The organism is Laceyella sacchari (assembly GCF_004343255.1).
GTDB classification, from domain to species: domain Bacteria; phylum Bacillota; class Bacilli; order Thermoactinomycetales; family Thermoactinomycetaceae; genus Laceyella; species Laceyella sacchari.
This window is the reverse complement of record NZ_SMDD01000001.1, coordinates 1,158,506-1,177,011: the sequence shown is the minus strand read 5'-3', so window position 1 is coordinate 1,177,011 and position 18,506 is coordinate 1,158,506. Positions and strand designations below refer to the sequence as shown.

Here is an 18,506-nt window from a genome sequence, read left to right as displayed (position 1 = left end):
AAAGCGTCCGCTTGACTCATGCGGACGCTTTTTCACGTAACAATTGTCTAAATTCATCCCCGTTCAACACTTCTTCGCGCATCAGAATCGCGGTGCACTCCTCAAACAACGGCAAGTATGAAGCCAATTGCTGTTCCGTACGGGTTTGCAATTCATTCAAAATCTTGGTTGTTGTCTCATGCAACTCACTTTTTGCAATCAATTCGGCATCGATAATCCCACGCTCAGATAGGCCACTTTGCACCAATCCCCGAGCATACCGATTCGCTTGCTCATAATCGTTTTGCGCTCCGGTACTCTTCGATCTGAGCACCAATTGTTCTGCGGCGGCACCCGCCAGACACACCTGAATCCGGCCTTCCAGTTCTTCTTTGGTGTAAAGATAGCGATCCTGCCCCGGATGTTGCCGCACGTAGCCGAGCGCCTGCCCGCGCGGAGACAGGGCAACAGAGGAGACGGAGCCCGGTTGCACCAACTCTGCCATGATGGCATGGCCCAACTCGTGAATCGCCACCCGCAATTTTTCATCATGGGCGGCTTCTCGATCCGTTTTTTCCCCCATCATTACTTTATCGATAGCCGCCTGAAAATGAGCCGGCTCCAGCTGCTCACTTCCTTGGCGCAGCGCATATATGGCCGCTTCATTGGTCAAACTTTCCAATTGCGCGCCGGAAAAGCCAAAGGTGTCCTGTGCCACTTTGTCCAACGAGACATCCGGTGACAATGGTTTGTTTCGCGCATGCAGGGTAAGGATTTGCAAACGAGCTTGTTTGTCCGGCAAATCCACCAGGATATGACGGTCAAACCGGCCCGGGCGGAGCAAAGCGGGGTCAAGCATTTCCTTGCGGTTGGTCGCGGCCATGATGAGCACGCGCACATCCCCATCCACATGAATGCCGTCCATCTCTGTCAACAATTGGTTCAAAGTCTGGTCATATTCACGTTGTTGGCCGCCTTCCCGCTTACCGCCAATCACATCGATTTCGTCAATGAAAATAATGGCGCTTTTCTTGCGATTTTTTTTAGCCGCTTTTCGGGCATCCTGAAACAAGCGGCGAATCCGCTGCGCCCCGACGCCAACATACTTCTCCACGAACTCACTGCCTGACGCGCTGATGAACACCGAATCCGTGTAATGAGCTGCTGCTTTGGCCATCAGCGTTTTCCCCGTTCCAGGCGGCCCAGCCAACAAAATTCCTTTGATCGGCCGGATGCCGTATGCCTCCATCCGCTCGTGATGCAACAAGAAATCAAGGGCTTCTTTCAATTCCGTTTTGGCGTGTTCCTGACCGCCAATTTCTTCAAAGCGGGTAGTGGGAATCTTGGAACTTCCCTTATTGTTGGCCGCTTTCTTTGCACCAAATGAACCCTGCGATATCCGCCCGCCTTGCAAGGACGTCACCAGCCAAACCATAGCTAGCAACACCACAAGTGGAAACGGATTTATCCCGAGAAACATGAGAAAAAGAGCCACTGCCAAGCCAACACCTGTCATCAGATACAGGAACATCCCGATTCACCTCCCCTTTCTTTACGATGGCAACGCCGCCTGATCGGTTTGCAACGGCACCACTTGCCTCCAAGCTCGATTGGCCTGTTGCAACTCCACATAGATAAAACGTTCATCGATCCGCACTTTATAAGTCAACCTATGTTCCTGCGCCACCTGCTTGACGGCGTCCGGAATTAAGGTGTAGCGCTTGGTCGCCACTGCTTCGCGCAAAGCGAATTGCAAGTCGGACCACGCTTGTTCCAATTCCGGATGGTGCGGATTGTCCAACACCACAGTCAGCTTACGATGACCTGCGATCTGTTCCAAATTGTCCAACAAACGAGGATAACGTTGTATAAAGTCATACGTAGGATCTATATGCAAATGAAGCCGGACTTCCGTCGGCATCACGTTAATCTTTGCCTGATGCAGGCCTGACTGCTGGTCGAGAGTCTGGTGAATGGGTTTTGTCACGAACCACCACTGACTGGCGAAAAAACCGCCCATCAAGACCACCAGCGTGACCAACAAGCTGCCTACCAGCACTTTGGCTTGTCTCATCGGCCCGCCCCCTATACTATTTGTATAATAATTCTTCCCTGAAAAGTATATCATAATCTGATATATCGAACCGAGCGCCAAAGGTTGGAAATAAAAAAACAGCGCTTCCCAGCACTGCTCACATCAATTGATATGTTAGCTGTTGCACTTGTCCTCGGTCGGGTTCACGAATAATCAAGGTGACCTTCGTCAATTGCCGGGCGTCTTGAACAGCTAGTTTGTAGGTAACAGCCATATTTACCGGCAACCGGACTGTCTCATTGCTAAATAAGGCCTGCTTCAATTTGTCCAACAGCTTCCCATTGTCAATATCCACCTCGATCACATCAACGCGTCGGCCATTCACCCATTCGGCAGTTCCTTGCCGAAATTTCCCGGCCACGCTCAAGACGAAGGACAGATGGTCGCGGGGTGACACCAGACCTGCTTGTTTGACAGTCATCATTTCCGTCCCGCTGTCATGGTAAGCGTAAATATGCTCACCGTTGCGTCGCATCACTAATTTCTGTGATGCTGCATCCTTCAAGCTCCAGTTATCCGCCACTTGCTTCCCAGTAAAGCGACGTTTACCAGACATGAGTTCCAGCTGAAACGAATATTCTTTTTTCTTCAACCACCCTTGAATCACCTGTCTCGCCGTCTGCGCCAGCTTCTCCTGCGCCAACACCTTCTTTTCTTTAACTGTGGGCTGATCGGCGACGAAGTCCGTTTGACAACCCATCAGCATCAAGGCGCAAACCAGACATCCGGCCATTTTTCTCATTTTGCCCTCCCCCTTCTCTTCTAATACCTACGAAAAAACCTGTGCATTTAGACTACGCGCGTTGGCCAAACCTTGGATGTGAACATGCATGAGAAAAGCGCTTCATCAGCTTGACGCTGACAAAGCGCTTTTCGTGCCTGGTTCACTTATACGTTGGAAGCAGAGCCAACATCTTGGTCGAAGGGGCAAAATGTGTTAGTCATATTGCCTTCCGCTACGGTGATACTAACATCAACAAGGGAGGTGATTCCTTTGCCGCATCCTTCCCTTTATCCCGAGTGGATGCCCGAGTTGTTACAAACCCACTTGTCCCAAGAAGAACTGGAGAAAATCTCATCTTTTCTCCACACAGAAACCTGGATATCCCCTTCAGCGCACCGACGCTTATGGAATAACCCCGTTCCTGATATCCCTCTTCGTTTTCATCTAGATATAGACATTAAAGAATAGCCTGTTGTTAGTATGACATAGACCTTCCTGCCTATACCTTCCGCCTCATTCTATTCACTGCCAATTGATGGCAGTTCTTTTTTTATTGCAACAATGCTTGGAATGCACGTGTTGCTTCATGACGGATTTTCTCTTCATCCAGTGTCAGCAATTCGCGGTTGACCATCAGCGGCTGACCATTTACATACATGTCCACCACATCACCGCGAGACGCAGAATATACGATGTGGGACACCACATCATGCAACGGTTGCATATGAGCACCAGTCAAATCCAAAGTGATGAAGTCGGCTTTTTTGCCTGCTTCCAACGTGCCGATTTCGTGATCGAGGAATAAGCATTCTGCCCCATAGCTGGTCCCCATTTTTAACGCCGTCAGCGCCGGCACCGCTTCCGGGTCAAGGTTAGCACCCTTGTGGATCAACGCGGCAAGCTGGATTTCCTCGATGAGATCCAAATTGTTGTTGCTGGCTGCCCCGTCAGTAGCCAATCCCGGGCGCATGCCTTTTCGCAGCATGCTCGTCACCGGGGCAATTCCGCTACCCAATTTGAGATTGCTGCCCGGGTTGTGTGCCACCTTTACGTCATGTTGCGCCAATATGTCGATTTCTTCTTCTGTCACATGCACCGCATGAGCAACCAGCGCAGGAAGATCAAAGAAGCCGAGTCGACGCAAATGCTCAACGGGCCGAATTCCATAATCCCGCACATTTTGCTCCACTTCTTTCACTGTTTCAGACATATGCGTATGAAGTGGTAACTTCAATTCCCCCGCTTTTTCTACAAACCGCTTGATATATTCCGGCGGGCACGTGTAGGGCGCATGAGGTGCCAACATGGTAGTGATTCGGCCATCGGCTTGACCATGCCACTCAGTAGCAAAACGAACCGCCTCTTCAAACTTTTTATTTTGCATTTCCTCACTGCATAATCCAATCACCCCGCGAGTCAAGCGGGCGCGCATGCCGGATTCTTCCACCACGCGGGCAACAGCGTCCATATGATCGTACATATCCATAAAACAAGTGGTTCCGGAGCGGATCATTTCCACCGCCGCCAACGCTGTTCCTGCCTGCACTTGGACATGGGTAAACTTCGCTTCCAACGGCCACATATGCTCTTCCAACCACGTTTGCAACGGCAAATCATCGGCATACCCACGCAACAAAGTCATGGCCGCATGACCGTGTGTGTTGACCAATCCAGGCAGGATGACCTTGCCGCTACAATCGATGATCTCATCAAACTGCTCTTGTACTTGCGGCTCCGGGACTTCCCCCACATATGTAATCTTGTCATCCTCCACACCCAAAGCGCCTCGTCTCAGCACTTCGGCGCCATCTTTCATGGTCACGACAGTCGCGTTGATAAATAACCGCTTCACTGACATCTCCTCGCTTTATATTGATGTGTCTTTCTTACTGTACACGAAGAGAAAAGAATTTCATAGCCTGTTCCGATCAATAAATTGCAGGATCTCATCCAACCGCACCTTTTTTCGCAACGCCTCCGCAAACAAATCCCCTTTCTGTTCCAGCCGGTCAAAAATGTTGGCGCAAGTGAATTGCTTAGGGGATAACGCGGGAGTCAATTCCTCCCATGAAAGAGGCGTAGAAACGGTCGCTTCCGGCACTGCCCGGATTGAATAGGGCGCGATCAAAGTTTTATTACGCCAATGCTGGAGATAGTCAAAGTAGATTTTATCCCCGCGCTTGTTGACCGAGCGCTCCACGGTGATCAACGCGGGTTGCCGCTTGGCGAAATAATGGGCGATGAATTTTCCGACTTTGCGTGTCTCATCATATGTGTATCGCGGCTCTAATGGCAGGTAGATCTGCAATCCGCTGGCCCCTGATGTCTTTACAATTCCGTCCAATCCCAATTGCAGCAGCAACTCCCGGATCATCAGCGCCGCTTCCACCACGCGTGGAAATCCGGGGACACTAGGGTCCAAATCAAACACCAGCTCCGTCGGTTTCATTGGTTCATGAACCGTATTGAACGACACATGTAATTCCACGCACGCCAAATTGGCCAACCAAACCAAGGTGGGTGCATTATTGAGCATAACATATTCAATATCCCCATCGTTGACCGTTTCTATCCAATCCGGCCGATGGGAAGGGGCGTTCTTCTGATAAAACGACTTCCCCTCCACCCCATCTGGAAAACGGATCGTGGTTAACGCCCTGTTCCGGCAATAAGGAAGTAAATACGGAGCCAGCCGATAATACGCTAGTATGAACTCCCACTTGCTCAACTGAGGAAACAAACGTTTATCGGGATTGGATATCTTTAATTCCTTTCCGTCCACATGAACCAATCGGTGCTCCACCCTTCTCCCTCCTCTGTGCCGGACTGGAGCGGATCTGGCAAATCAAGACCTACCAGATGAAATAAAACCACGACATGAAAGCGGATCGGCATCGACGATCCCCTGAATGATCGGTTGTCGCAAAGAATGCCCATCCACCCATTCCAGATAATGGACTTTAACTGTGATTAAAGGAGTGACCCAAATTGCGCCGCTGATTCGCTCCGGCTGATTGTAAAAAGGCATCTCAGTTTGAACCAACGAAGTGACGCGTTCAGTGATATCCCGCCAATCCGCTTGGGTCAGTTTCCCCGTGCCGGCATGCCCGATGTAGTGAAGCCGATCCCAAGCATCGTACAACCCCAGTAAAAGCGAGTTGACCACCTTTCCCCTGAATGTCACCCCTCCTACCACGGCAATCAGGTCATGCGTCACTTTTCGTTTGCGCCAACGCCCATCTTTTCCACCAATGACATAAGCACTGGTCAAATCTTTCACGACGATGCCTTCCAACCCTTGCTGGCGCACAGCCTCATACAGGCCATCCACATCAGTGTAGTTGGGCACCAACCGCACATGATCCACCGGCCGGATGATTTGGTTTAATTGCTCTTGTCGTTCAGCCAATGGTCGTTCTGTCATCCATTTGCCATCCAGATAAAGCAAATCAAAAACCATGTACGTAATCGGCACTCGCTTCATTGCTTGCGACACTTTGTTCATTTGGCGTAAGCCATCCCGTTTCATCACCTCGTAAAAAGAGGGCTTCCCTTCCCGCCAAGCAATGATCTCCCCATCCAAAATGACCGACGAAGCCGTGCAATAATCGCTAGCCTTCGCCAATTCAGGATAGTGATGAGTACGCTCATTTTTTTTCCGATTGAACAATTTCACTTGACCATTTTCAACATACGTTAACACCCGCACCCCGTCCCATTTGACTTGAGCAATCCAGTGTTCTCCCGAAGGTGGCGCATCCGTCATGACGGGTTCAAAAGGGATGATTGGTTTCAATTCCACGGAACTCGTTCCTTTTTTCACAAATATATCTCTTAGAATGAGAAAAAAACACTGCAACTATACATAGAAGCATCCACCCTTATGCCGATGCCGAATCAGGCTTGACATGACTAAGTCAAAATAGTAGTATTTAAGCACACTAGTATTACATCAAAATACTACTATTATCCACCAACATCACTGAAGAAAGGAAGAGTTCATCTGATTCAACGATTGAAAGAGCTTGGCCTGTCTGAACTTGAAGCGCGTTGTTACCTCACACTCCATGAGGAGCCTCATTTATCCGGTTACGAAGTAGCCAAACGAGTATCCACCTCGCGCACCAATGTTTATGCTGCTTTACGTTCACTCACCGACAAAGGCATTTGTCGAATTATCGAGGGCGATCCGGTTCATTATGACGCTGTACCTATCGATCAGTTGATTCGTTACATGCGGGTCAAGTTTGAACAAACCGCAAAAGGACTGGTGAATGAACTGAAATCCCCTCCTCGTTCCAAACCCTCTTTTTATAATTGGCAAGGAAACAAACATTTAGACACCGCGGTACGCAGAATGATCGCCAATGCAAAAAAGAATATCCTTGTCGACATTTGGGCAGAAGATGTGCATTGGGTGGAAGAAGCATTACTTGACGCTGAAGAGCGGGGCGTTACGGTTGTCCTGATTGTTCTTGGAGAATGTCAAACTACCCTGAAAAATGTGTTTATCCATAAAGCTGATGACTTGGAACAGGCTTGGCCAAAAATGGAAACGAGGAAATTTTCCATCCTGATCGACGGGCAAGCCGCCTTGTTGGGTGGTTTTGGCGGAGATGTAAAGTTGACCGCATTGGAAACGGATCATCCGGCTATCACCGAACTACTTAAAAATGCATTCTACCACGATGTTGTCATGATGCGCATTGAGGAAGATTTCGGCGCTGAGCTGACAAGCCGATATGGCAAAAATTAAGAGAATATTATTGACTATTACATTAGGGAAAAGGGATGGGATTTTTAGCGTCGTCCAAGTCGGGAGTTCGGTCATATATTAAATCCAATGAGATCAGGAGGCTTTCAACATGCGTGATTTAACATACATCAGAGAGCTGTTTAGCAAGGAAGATGAGGTACTACAGTCGATTCCGAACGGATTGGCGGAAAGGGGAATGCCACAGATATCCATCCCACCCGAAGTGGGCCGAACATTGTATCTTCTGGCTAAAATCAGCGGAGCCACCAGAATTTTGGAACTGGGAACCCTGGGCGGATACAGTACCATTTGTTTGGCACGGGCCTTGCCATCTACCGGAAAGTGCTTCACCATTGAATTAAACGCTGAACACGCCCGCTTTGCCAAAGAAAATATCTCCCGCGCCAACCTGGACGAGCAAGTGACGGTTATCGTGGGCGACGCTTCAGAACAATTGGAAAAACTAGCTCAGTCGGGGGAACGCTTTGATTTCTTCTTTATCGACGCAGACAAGCCCAACTTCGACCATTATCTGGAGAAAGCAATTTCCTTGGCTGCGCCAAATGCGGTAATTGCCATGGATAACTGACTTTATTTTGGCGACAGCGTCGTGGATGAAACCAATGATCACCCCATATTGGCCAAGCTTCGAGAAGTTAATCAAACCTTGGCACAAGATCCTCGCCTCGAGTCCATGCTGTTGCCGATCAGCGACGGATTGGGGATTGCCAAAGTGAAAAGTGTCTGATGTAAGTTAAGAAATCACTCTTTTTGCGCACCAATGAGCCTGCTCTCAAATGAGCAGGCTCTTTTTAGCATAATAATCTCGCCCCCAACCCCCTCGATCTTGGTATATTAAAAATAAAATTAAATTTATTAACGAATTACAGATCAACCCCATGCCAATTACACCTATAATCTCCAACAATAAACCGGAAATAATAACAACAAGATAACAAACAAATGATAAAAAATTATAAATCCAAGCATATAATTGAAGACTTCAATTCCGTGTTATATAATTCAAAACGTATCAAATGAGATTCTTTTCTTACCATTCCAAACTATTTCACAGGGGGTGGTCTTGTGACCAAAAAGCTTCGCATATTGTCTATCATCATGCTCGTTGTCCTGTTATTTGGTAGTATGGGCACCGCTTATGCCGACGGAGTCAATCCTGCCAAGGATACGTCATGGATTGACCATATCTTGGGTTGGTTTGGCTCAAAACCTGTATCACAACCAGAAAAAGTGGTATCCCTTGGTAGTAAGGTAAAGATCGTATCTGACCCACTACCAAAAAACACTCCCAAAGCAACCAATGAACCTACTGTCATCGAACAGGACACCACTGCCAAAGTGATTAACGAAAAAGGAAAAGTGGTGGGGCAAAAACACATTGCTAAAACACCAAATTTAACTGTAAAATCCAAAAACCGGGTGGTCACCGCGGTCATCGCGGCGGATGAAGAATACCGCAGAGCCTACCCTGATTGGCAAAACAGAACGAAAGAGATTGTGGAAAAAGCGGACAATGCGTTTATCCGCGATCATCAAGTCGATTTTAAGATCTCAGGATATCTCGAGTGGAAATCAGATGGGTACAACGGGGAACAAATTCTGCAAGATTTGGACCGTGACAAAAACAGAGGGGTTTATGATTTTGTCATCGGATTTACCAAAGACCCTAACTTCAATTATGGTGGAATTGCTTATATGCAACCCACAGGTGGCCCAGGTGGAAGTGCCGTCAGCGTAACGGCGGACATGCATCCCAATGCCATTTGGCATGTTGTTCAACACGAACTGTCCCATAACTTCGGTGTGCCACATGACTTACACGGCCCTCAATATGAAAGATGCATCATGAACTATTATTACACGACACAGGTGGACATTTGGGACCAAAAACACAACCAAATCATCGAACGCAACAAATACTGGTACGGAAATAGACAAAATAACCAAAATAATCAAAACGATCAAAATAACAACAACAATAAACCAAATAAACCAGATGTACCAACCTCTGACCCTTCCTCCTTTGAAACACAAGTCGTTCAATTGGTTAACCAGGAACGGACACGGAGAGGATATAAACCTTTGCAGATGGATGCCAAATTGTCTCAGGTTGCCAGATTGAAATCAGAAGATATGAGAGACAACAACTATTTCTCTCACCAAACCGTTTGACATGATGAGAAAGTTTGGTATCCAATACACCTATGCAGGTGAAAACATCGCTGCTGGACAACAAACCCCGCAAGATGTGATGAATTCTTGGATGAACAGCCCCGGACATCGTAGCAACATCTTGAATCCCAATTACACGACCATCGGCGTTGGTTTTGCCAAAGGCGGCGCTTATGGAACTTACTGGACACAACAATTCATCAGAAGATAAACCAAATCCATCTTATTTAATCAGGCCCATTCTAGACAGAATGGGCCTGGCTAAGATTCCGTGGATTCTACCTGATCTTCCTGAAGATTCGGAGTGAATCTATTCACTAACCAATTTCTGATAACAAACAGCCAGCACTTAGGCTGGCTGTTCTCATTGCAACTTACTCTTCCAACAGCGAAACGATGCGATCAGTCAATTCGCTCGGTTTGGTGTTGGGCGCGTACCGTTCAACCACCTCACCCCGGCGATTGACGAGAAACTTGGTGAAATTCCATTTGACTGCTTTGCTACCCATGAGGCCTGGCGCTTCTTTGCAAAGATACTTGAACAGCGGATGCGCCTGTTCCCCGTTCACATCCACTTTGGAAAACACGGGAAACGTCACTCCGTAATTAAGGGAACAAAACTCGACAATTTCTTCATCCGTCCCTGGCTCTTGTTCCATGAACTGATTGCAGGGGAAGGCCAAAACCTCCAGCCCCGCGTCTTTATATCGCTCGTACAGTTCTTGCAATTCTTTGTACTGTGGTGTAAAGCCACATTTGCTCGCAGTGTTGACAATCAACAATACTTTCCCTTTGTATGCGTCCAACTGTTTCACTTCACCGTTGGCTAACTTCGCTTCAAATTGATATACTGTCACAAGTCTGCCCCCTTTAATATACCTATAGATAGATTTCTCCCTATTCATCATACCACCTTTGACGGCATTTACCTACTCTCTTTGCTACTTTGTGGTTGAGCTTTAATCAGCCGGTGCAATTGGGGAATAAGAATCAAGCACAAGATATAAAAGACGGTTGTGATCCAATATACATAACGCACCCCCAACACATCTGTGACATACCCCATCAGCAAGACCGAAACGGCATATAAAATGTTTAGCATGGTATAATGGGCAGATGCAATTTCAGGATAAGTTTCATTGGTTGTGTTGCGTTGCAAGATGGTTTGCTGGGCGACGCGCCGAATTTGAAACATAGGCCCTAACAGCGTGATAAGTGTAAGCGCTAACCATGGCAAAGTTGTAAATGAAAAACTAAAGGTGAACAAAACCATTCCCGTCAAACCAATGGCCATACTGGCGACAATATGCTTCGACACCCACTTTGATATGGAAAGAATCACAAAGCCGGCGACCATCGTTCCAGCAAAGTAACCGGTGTTGATAATCCCCCACCAGAATGCCCCTTTGTGAAGAACTTGATTGACAAAGACCAAGATGACCGCACCCGTCCAGATCCCCGCCCCCAACACGATTAGCAAGTCAATCGCAGTAACAATTCTAACAGCGGGACTATTCCAAATATTTACCCACCCGCTTTTGATCTGATTCCAGCGTCCGCTTGAACGTTTGGGCTCAACTTTGGAGCGATCCTTGATGAACAACGTGGAAACCGTAGAGACTGCAAACAAAATCCAAGTTAATGACAACAACTCCGCCTCGCTCATCACCGATAAAATCCCACCACCAACCGACCACCCCGTCAAAAGGGCGATCTGATCCATCGTGCTGAGCAAACTGTTGGCTTCCACCAACTCCCCATCCTCCACCAGTCTGGGCACCAGTGCATTTCGCGTCGGAGTCGTCCAGCCATCCAAAAAAGAGATGACAAACGTTAACACCAACAAAAGAGGAACCATACCTTCAATCTTGCCGCCCACAAAAACAAGGGCGACTACCACCGCCAACAACACCGTCTGGGAGGCTTGAGAAATAAACAAAATGCGCTGCAAATGAAACCGTCCAAACAATAGCGGTGCGACCGTGCCACTCATCGAAACAGCAATCACCCTGAACAGAGGAAACAAAGCAGCGACCAACGTCAAACCGGTCATTTGATAAATCAACGTCACCATCGCTAAAATAAAAAATGAGTCCCCCAAGTTGGCCATGGACTGCCCAACCCAAAGGCAATGAAAAGAGCGATTTTGTTTCATGATTTTTCACCACTTTCTGCATTCCAAATCGAGATACAAACATATACTTTCGTTATGTAAAAGGTTTAAAATTACAAATGTTCACTCATATTTTAACATAAACATTCAACCTATTGAAATAAATACTTTGACAGCATCCCATAAAAAAAGAAGAGTGATCCGTTCGATCACCCTTCTTCCCTGTCATTATGGTTGCAGGAAAATCTCATACTTATAACGGTCAGTCCGATAAATACACCGCGTATACTCCATCACTTGGTCTTGCCCCATGTACGTTGTGCGCTGAAACAAAATCGCCAACGAGTTGTTTGGTAACCCCAGTAGCTGGCTCTCATATTCATCTGTCAGCACAGGTTCAATCGTCTGTCTAGCGTACATCGGTTGATACTGATAATGATCCCTCAACACCGTATACAATGATTGCCCTTCTAACATCTCTTGGCTCAATCCAGGCACTTTTTGCTCATCAAGCCAGACTGTTTCCAACGCCAAAGGCTCTCCGTCAACGATTCTCAATCGCTTCACTTCCACGACCTGCTCACGGTCCGGAGGCATCCGTAAATTTCGTTTCAAATTGAGCGTCGCATCCATGACAGAGAAGTTAAGCATCCGCGTTTCTACCGACAAGCCCTGTTCTTCCATCTCTTCGGTAAAACCTTTCAGACGCGTAATCAAATGTTTCGGCTTCGGCTCGGCCACAAAGGTTCCTTTCCCCTGCTCCCTGTACAACACCCCTTCGTTAACCAAGGCGATAATGGCTTTGCGAGCCGTCATGCGGCTGATTTGATGGATTTCGCACAATTCCCGTTCAGGGGGAATTGCGTCGCCTGGCTTCAGCTGATCATTATCTATCATTTCCTGAATGATTTCTTTCAGCTGGTAATACAAAGGCACCGGACTGTTTTTCAACACCTTGCGCATCCTCTGATTCTTCACCATTCTTCCTTCCTTCTTTATCATGGTCGGGCCAACCGCACCGGCACGCCCCCCATGCATGCAACTTCCCCCAAGAGCTGACGAACCAATGTGGCCAGCTGTTGCTTGGTTGCGGCGTAAGTGGCCAAGGTCGTCACATCATGCGGTATCAACTCACTATCATAAGGGTCACGCAACATGATTGCAATAAGGGGACGCATCTTCGCAAGTTCTTTCATCACTGCGATCTGCTCAGGGAAGCGGTAAGCATTGACCGTCCCTTGCAAGATGACGTCTGCTTTGGCCGCTTGGAGCCTCAATTCAGCCAACGCCTGTTCCGCTTCATCCGGCGCCAATTCTACACAGACGGTGTGTGGAAAAGCCTGCTTGACATAAGCGGCCAACTTCAATTCCTGCTGGCTGGATGTATCCGCTTCCGACAAATTGCTTAACCGGGGGGAGATTACCAACAGCTTCATGTCAGGAGACAGGGGCAGAAGGCGGCGCGGGTCGCGCACAAGCGTGATTGAATGCTCAGCGATCTGGCGGGCCAACTCCTCGCCGCTGATCGGCGGCAACTTTCTGCTCTGTTGGTAGGCGGCGATTTTTTGCTTGAACCGCAAAATCCGTTTCAAGGAGGTATTAATGCGCTCTTCCGTCAATTCACCTTGCTCAACCGCTTGCATCAATCGGTAAAAAGCTTCCTCAACCGAGTCACGGCTGTCATGAATGAAAGCGATATCGCCGCCCGCCAAAATAAAACGCAAAACAGCCTCACCCGCAGAATACAAATTGCGCACCGCACCCATGGCCAAGTCGTCAGAGATAACCAATCCATCATAGCCCATCTCTTGGCGCAACAATCCACTGATTACTTCTTCAGACAGACTGGCCGGCAAGGAACTGCAGGCAGAACAAACCACATGTGACACCATCACAGAATCGATCCCACCGTCCACCAACTTCTTAAATGGCACGTATTCTGTTTGTCTCAACACCTCTTCAGCGGCGTGGTTGACCGCCAATCCAACGTGCGTATCGGTCACCGTGTTGCCATGTCCCGGAAAATGCTTGGCGCAGACCGCCACTCCACCGCGATTGGCTCCGAGGCTAAAATGAAAGCAATGGCTGGCAACCTGTGCAGGATCATCCCCAAACGCCCTCACCCCTATGACTGGATTGGTTTTCTCCAGATTGAGGTCGGCAACCGGTGCCAACAAGTGATTTATTCCCATATCCGCCAACTCCCAACCGACTTGTTGAGCCTGAAGTTCAGTCAGTTCTATCGAACCAGTCGCACCCAAAGCCATGCTCCCGGGAAATTCGGTAACACAATCACCAAACACACTCAAAACGCCACCTTCTTGGTCGCATGCAAAGATCACAGGCAAATCTAATCCAGAGGCTGTATAAGCTTGCTGTATGTCACTCGTCAACTTCTTCACCTGAGCCGGATGTTCGATATTCGGCCCGTTAATGCGATAACCCGCGAGTGGAACCCTCTCAATGAAACGGCGGAAGGACTCGCTCAAGGCGGTCCCCTCCGCTTGCCCGACCAACAACTGGCCGATTTTTTGTTCCAAACTCAGTGATGTCAATCGCTCTTCCATTTGACTGAGCATGCAAACTCCCCCTTATCCTTTCACAGCCCCTGAGGTCAAACCTTTGATTACATATTTCTGGGCTACGCTGTACAGGATGATGACCGGAATCAAAGTCAAGGTCACCGCCGCTGCCAACAATCCGTAATCGGTCCCATATTGCGAACTGACCGTCGTCAAGAGCACGTTGATGGGACGCACATCTTCCTGCGGAACGAAAATCAAAGCTGAAAACAAATCATTATACGACCACAGGAACACAAAAATGCTCGCGGTGATGAACGCTGGTCGTGACACAGGTAGCATGATGCGCCAAAAAATAGCAAAACGGCTGCATCCATCCATGATAGCCGCTTCTTCCAAATCCTTCGGGATCGTTGCCATATATGAAGACAAAACCAAAATGGTAAATGGCAAAAATCCGGCGGTATGTGGGATGATCAAGGCCCAATACGTATTGAGCAACTGCAAGTCTTTCAACATCCCAAACACCGGCACCACAGTGGCGAACGCTGGAATAAGCAAACTAGCCACCAATACGGTTTGCAGCAGTCCCCGCAAACGAAAGCGGAAGCGCGCCAAAACATATGCCGCCAACCCGCCGACCAACAGCGTCAAAAGCACTGTCCCCCCGGACATAATAAAACTGTTCAGATAACTTCGACCGATATCCACCTGTTCAAAGGCATTTAAATAATTGGCAAAGGTAGGATTTGTAGCGACAGAAAACGAGTTATTGATCACTTGGTGCGAGGGCTTCAAAGAGTTGTTGACCACCCAGAACAGCGGATAAATCGTGGTCAATGACCAAAGCCCCAAACAAATGAATGTTACCATCTTGGTGATTTTTCCCCGGAACAAAGCAAGCGTCATTTTTTCATATATGGTAAGTTGTTTCAACTTTCCCACCTCATTTCCTTCCCGATCTCAATAAGTGATCTCCTCTTTCTTAAGTAGGCGATTGGCGATAACGGAAAACAAAAGACCCAATATCACAATCCAGACAGCGATCGTCGCTCCATAACCAAAAGCTTGGCCCGTAAACGTTTTTTGGTACATATAGGTGCCCAACACCTCAGAAGAGTTCGCCGGGCCGCCGGAACTGATGACATACACCAGTTCAAACACTTTCAACGCTCCCGTGATTGCGAGCAGGATGGATGTTTTTACATCACCCCAAATCAGGGGGAGAGTGATGTGAATCGTCTTTTGAAATCCGGTGATCCCCTCCAACTGCGCAGCCTCATAAAAATCATCAGGGATTTTGGAAATCGCCGTCAGTATAATGACAAAGTAAAACCCTACATACTGCCAAATGACGGGCACAGCCACCGCCACCAAAGAAGTTTCTTCAGTCATCCAGACTACCTTTTCAAAACCGAAGCGCACAAGCAATTGATTCAACATACCATTGTCATAATTATAGAAGAGGGTAAACATCAATCCGATCGCTGTTGCCGAGATGGCGACAGGAAAAAAGAAGACCGACCGAAAAAAATTCTTGCCAAATCGAATCGAGTCTACTAAAAGGGCCAGCACAATCCCTAACCCCACCTGAAAAATCACCGCGTACAACATTATTTCCAATGTGTTGAGTGTGGCGATCTTCACGACTTCATCCTGTGCCAAGCGAATATAGTTTTCTATGCCCACAAAGCGGTTGATAAACATGCCATCTGAATAATAAAAACTCTTAATGATACTGTGAATGAACGGATAGTACAAAAACACGCCCGTCAACAAGACAGCGGGAAGAAGGAAAAAAAAGATGACTCCACGATCACCCTTATGCATGGGACAACTCCTTTCTTTGGCAAAAGCGGCAGCCTTGCATCATGCAAAACAGCCGCTTTCGTCCATGAATATTACTTTGGCATTTTTTCTTGCTCTATTTTCTGAGCGGCCTGCAACACTTCCTGAGCCGTTTTCTTTCCTTGCACGATGTGGGGGACGCCTTTTCTTATTTCGTTAAACGCTTCAGCTGAGATTTGCGCGTCGATGGGCAGTGAGAGGGAATGAGCTTCCTGCACCATCTGGTGACCTTGTTGGAAAACAGTCGGCAAACCCTCTACCTTGACGTCTACCGCCGGCACACCCCCATTAGCCTCAGCGAATTTCTTCACCATCTCTTTGGAAGTGAGATACTTGATCAATTCCAACGCCAATCCTTTTTTGTCTTTGTCTTCATAGGACTTCTTGCTTAGATAAAAGCCTGACGTATATCCCGCCACCAAGTCCTTCGGATTCGCTTTACCCCCCGGCATTACCGGGAACGGGATCACCTCAACATCTTCTTTATCCGTCAATCCCCCCAAAATCCAAGACCCATTGACGATCATGGCCGCTTGCTTGTTCTTGAACAGCTCTTGCGCTTGCGCATCTTTGATGGTCAGCGCATCTTTTGGAAAACCGCCCATGTCATACACTTCTTTAATTTTTTCCAACCCTTGAGCCCAAGAGGGCTGGATACCATGGTCAAATTTGCTGTTGTGACCCGCCGGACCACCTGCGGAGAGAATGAAATGTTCAATCAAGTAATATGACTCTTCCAATGAACCAGCGATTGGAATGATTCCGTTTTCAGAGAATGTTTCGACGGCTTTGGTGAATTTCTCCCAATCCGTCGGTAGCTCCAGTCCGTATTTTTTAAATAAACTTTTGTTGACAAACAATCCTTCATAAAAACCGGTAATCGGAACAGCGTAGATTTTGCCGTCTTTCGCTTTCACTTGTTGTTTAACGTTGTCGGAAAAGGCATCACTCCAGGCTTTATCTTTGGCGAAGATTTCCTCATATGGCACCACCGCACCGGATTGGATGATTGGTTCGGCTTCCGCTCCGGTGAAGAAAAACGTCACATCAGGTTCATTGCCTGAAGCGAAATCGGTTTTTACTTTCGTTCGAAAATCATCTCCTGTGGCCGTCATCGATTCATCGACAATTTCGACATCTGGATGCGCTTTCATAAAATCTTTTAATGCTTGCTCATATGCTTTCTTGGCCGGATCTGTACCACCGAACATCGTCACAACCCGCAATTTAATCTTGCCGTTGTCAGCACTTTGCGAACAACCGGTCAACGCAGCCACCAAAATCAGGACAACAGCCAACAAGCTTGGCCACCATTTGCGCATGCCATTCACCAACCTCATGATTATTTGTAATATTGACTATACCAATTTTATTTAATTCACAAAAATATGTCAATAAAAAATATATTTATTCTTATTACACCGAGTGTATATCAACTTGTTTTACCAGCTCCCGTGCCTATCTTAAAACGAATGGGGAAGTGGCATTGCGTTACAACCGCTTCCACTCCCCCATCCCGTGGACATCATGATTTATTTTAGCGTAGGTATTTTGGAGGCGTATTTTTCCACGAGCGCTTTGTTGTAATCATCAGCTCCCGGAATATTGCCACTGCGGAATACAGGCACTTCCACACCTGCGTCCGCCATCAGCCCGACTGCCTCCACCAGCACCGATTGCAGAATGAGTGAGCCCAAGATGGTCGAACTCGGACCGAACTTGGCCGGCACCCGCTCATGCGAAAGCAGAGCGTCCCCTTGGTCAACATGATTGTTCAACACCATATCAACCACTTCTGACAAATGCCTGCCCGATTGGTGCCGCGACGGAACCCCACTGGCATAAGCGAGTGACGTCAATCCGATCACCTTCGCCCCTTTTTCCTTAGCCAACAGTGCCACTTCGATCGGCACCGGATTGATGCCGGAGGTAGAGATCACAATCACCACATCCCCTGGCTGAATCGCTTGCTCCTCCATGAACGTCTCAGCCAGCCCATGTTGTCGCTCCAATTCTGAAGAGCGCGCCGCCCCCTCGTGCAACATCAACTTTTCAACCAAAATCGGATGAATGGGAGCCAACCCCCCTGCACGATAAAACACATCTTCTGCCAACAAGTGGGAATGCCCGCATCCAAACAAATGGACCACCCCACCCTGTGCAACAGCTTCTGCAATCCAACGGCCCGCTTGTTGCATTTGGGCCAATTCTTCCCGCTTGATCTCCCCCAATTTTCGCTCGATCGACTCCATGAACGCTAAAATCATCAAGATGTC

17 protein-coding genes and 1 pseudogene are annotated in these 18,506 nt (G+C 47.9%); 4 read left to right on the top strand and 14 right to left on the bottom strand.

Annotation, left to right across the window (positions count from 1 at the left end; translation table 11 throughout):
* Window positions 1-16 precede the first annotated feature (16 nt).
* The 6 genes from EDC32_RS05645 to EDC32_RS05620 form a co-directional block, all read right to left on the bottom strand.
* On the bottom strand, window positions 17-1,510 hold the full coding sequence (locus EDC32_RS05645; RefSeq protein WP_132220357.1) for an AAA family ATPase: 1,494 nt from the start codon (window positions 1,508-1,510) through the stop codon (window positions 17-19).
* A 21-nt stretch (window positions 1,511-1,531) separates the two neighbouring features.
* Window positions 1,532-2,053, bottom strand: coding sequence for a hypothetical protein (locus EDC32_RS05640; protein WP_132220355.1), 522 nt, complete (start codon window positions 2,051-2,053; stop codon window positions 1,532-1,534).
* Between the two features lie 118 nt (window positions 2,054-2,171).
* Window positions 2,172-2,816, bottom strand: coding sequence for a hypothetical protein (locus EDC32_RS05635; protein ID WP_132220353.1), 645 nt, complete (start codon window positions 2,814-2,816; stop codon window positions 2,172-2,174).
* A 532-nt stretch (window positions 2,817-3,348) separates the two neighbouring features.
* Window positions 3,349-4,656, bottom strand: a complete 1,308-nt coding sequence (locus EDC32_RS05630; RefSeq protein WP_132220351.1) for an amidohydrolase — start codon at window positions 4,654-4,656, stop codon at window positions 3,349-3,351.
* 54 nt (window positions 4,657-4,710) lie between these two features.
* The gene (gene ligD / locus EDC32_RS05625) at window positions 4,711-5,601 is read right to left on the bottom strand and encodes a non-homologous end-joining DNA ligase (protein WP_132220349.1); all 891 of its coding nucleotides are present in this window, start codon (window positions 5,599-5,601) and stop codon (window positions 4,711-4,713) included.
* A gap of 42 nt (window positions 5,602-5,643) precedes the next feature.
* Window positions 5,644-6,600: an ATP-dependent DNA ligase gene (locus EDC32_RS05620; protein WP_132220991.1), complete on the bottom strand. Its 957-nt coding sequence runs from the start codon at window positions 6,598-6,600 to the stop codon at window positions 5,644-5,646.
* A 201-nt stretch (window positions 6,601-6,801) separates the two neighbouring features.
* Here EDC32_RS05620 and EDC32_RS05615 point away from each other — a divergent pair, with 201 nt between their 5' ends.
* From EDC32_RS05615 to EDC32_RS16840, 4 genes and pseudogenes are all read left to right on the top strand, one after another.
* Window positions 6,802-7,554: a TrmB family transcriptional regulator gene (locus EDC32_RS05615; RefSeq protein WP_132220347.1), complete on the top strand. Its 753-nt coding sequence runs from the start codon at window positions 6,802-6,804 to the stop codon at window positions 7,552-7,554.
* Window positions 7,555-7,663: 109 nt separating this feature from the next.
* Window positions 7,664-8,302 (top strand): annotated as a pseudogene (locus tag EDC32_RS05610) (O-methyltransferase).
* 338 nt (window positions 8,303-8,640) lie between these two features.
* Window positions 8,641-9,747 (top strand): M12 family metallo-peptidase, encoded by a 1,107-nt coding sequence (locus EDC32_RS05605; RefSeq protein WP_425460157.1) that lies wholly within the window; start codon window positions 8,641-8,643, stop codon window positions 9,745-9,747.
* Between the two features lies 1 nt (window position 9,748).
* Window positions 9,749-9,958, top strand: a complete 210-nt coding sequence (locus tag EDC32_RS16840; RefSeq protein WP_425460156.1) for a CAP domain-containing protein — start codon at window positions 9,749-9,751, stop codon at window positions 9,956-9,958.
* Window positions 9,959-10,121: 163 nt separating this feature from the next.
* On the opposite strand, the gene EDC32_RS05595 is transcribed toward EDC32_RS16840, so the two are convergent.
* The 8 genes from EDC32_RS05595 to EDC32_RS05560 all read right to left on the bottom strand — a co-directional run bounded on the left by EDC32_RS05595 (window position 10,122) and on the right by EDC32_RS05560 (window position 18,497).
* Window positions 10,122-10,604, bottom strand: a complete 483-nt coding sequence (locus tag EDC32_RS05595) for a glutathione peroxidase (protein ID WP_132220345.1) — start codon at window positions 10,602-10,604, stop codon at window positions 10,122-10,124.
* A gap of 68 nt (window positions 10,605-10,672) precedes the next feature.
* Window positions 10,673-11,902 carry an MFS transporter gene (locus EDC32_RS05590; RefSeq protein WP_132220343.1) on the bottom strand — a complete coding sequence of 410 codons (1,230 nt, stop codon included), beginning with the start codon at window positions 11,900-11,902 and terminating at the stop codon, window positions 10,673-10,675.
* A 186-nt stretch (window positions 11,903-12,088) separates the two neighbouring features.
* Complete coding sequence (locus EDC32_RS05585; RefSeq protein ID WP_211341889.1) at window positions 12,089-12,898, bottom strand: GntR family transcriptional regulator; 810 nt, start codon at window positions 12,896-12,898, stop codon at window positions 12,089-12,091.
* On the bottom strand, window positions 12,859-14,439 hold the full coding sequence (locus EDC32_RS05580; RefSeq protein ID WP_132220342.1) for a glycoside hydrolase family 3 protein: 1,581 nt from the start codon (window positions 14,437-14,439) through the stop codon (window positions 12,859-12,861). Before EDC32_RS05580 ends, EDC32_RS05585 begins: the two co-directional genes overlap by 40 nt.
* 12 nt (window positions 14,440-14,451) lie before the next feature.
* The gene (locus tag EDC32_RS05575; RefSeq protein WP_246026854.1) at window positions 14,452-15,327 is read right to left on the bottom strand and encodes a carbohydrate ABC transporter permease; all 876 of its coding nucleotides are present in this window, start codon (window positions 15,325-15,327) and stop codon (window positions 14,452-14,454) included.
* Window positions 15,328-15,345: 18 nt separating this feature from the next.
* Window positions 15,346-16,212, bottom strand: coding sequence for a carbohydrate ABC transporter permease (locus EDC32_RS05570; RefSeq protein ID WP_132220340.1), 867 nt, complete (start codon window positions 16,210-16,212; stop codon window positions 15,346-15,348).
* A gap of 71 nt (window positions 16,213-16,283) precedes the next feature.
* Window positions 16,284-17,552 (bottom strand): ABC transporter substrate-binding protein, encoded by a 1,269-nt coding sequence (locus tag EDC32_RS05565; RefSeq protein ID WP_132220338.1) that lies wholly within the window; start codon window positions 17,550-17,552, stop codon window positions 16,284-16,286.
* Between the two features lie 210 nt (window positions 17,553-17,762).
* On the bottom strand, window positions 17,763-18,497 hold the full coding sequence (locus EDC32_RS05560; protein ID WP_132220336.1) for an SIS domain-containing protein: 735 nt from the start codon (window positions 18,495-18,497) through the stop codon (window positions 17,763-17,765).
* Window positions 18,498-18,506: the final 9 nt, after the last annotated feature.

Excerpts from the sequence above, each read along its gene's own strand:
- EDC32_RS05645 (WP_132220357.1), bottom strand. The coding sequence starts at position 1,510 with ATGTTCCTGTATCTGATGACAGGTGTTGGCTTGGCAGTGGCTCTTTTT.
- EDC32_RS05640 (WP_132220355.1), bottom strand. The coding sequence starts at position 2,053 with ATGAGACAAGCCAAAGTGCTGGTAGGCAGCTTGTTGGTCACGCTGGTG.
- EDC32_RS05635 (WP_132220353.1), bottom strand. The coding sequence starts at position 2,816 with ATGAGAAAAATGGCCGGATGTCTGGTTTGCGCCTTGATGCTGATGGGT.
- EDC32_RS05630 (WP_132220351.1), bottom strand. The coding sequence starts at position 4,656 with ATGTCAGTGAAGCGGTTATTTATCAACGCGACTGTCGTGACCATGAAA.
- EDC32_RS16840 (WP_425460156.1), top strand. The coding sequence starts at position 9,749 with ATGATGAGAAAGTTTGGTATCCAATACACCTATGCAGGTGAAAACATC.
- EDC32_RS05590 (WP_132220343.1), bottom strand. The coding sequence starts at position 11,902 with ATGAAACAAAATCGCTCTTTTCATTGCCTTTGGGTTGGGCAGTCCATG.
- EDC32_RS05585 (WP_211341889.1), bottom strand. The coding sequence starts at position 12,898 with ATGCATGGGGGGCGTGCCGGTGCGGTTGGCCCGACCATGATAAAGAAG.
- EDC32_RS05580 (WP_132220342.1), bottom strand. The coding sequence starts at position 14,439 with ATGCTCAGTCAAATGGAAGAGCGATTGACATCACTGAGTTTGGAACAA.
- EDC32_RS05570 (WP_132220340.1), bottom strand. The coding sequence starts at position 16,212 with ATGCATAAGGGTGATCGTGGAGTCATCTTTTTTTTCCTTCTTCCCGCT.
- EDC32_RS05565 (WP_132220338.1), bottom strand. The coding sequence starts at position 17,552 with ATGCGCAAATGGTGGCCAAGCTTGTTGGCTGTTGTCCTGATTTTGGTG.
- EDC32_RS05560 (WP_132220336.1), bottom strand. The coding sequence starts at position 18,497 with ATGATTTTAGCGTTCATGGAGTCGATCGAGCGAAAATTGGGGGAGATC.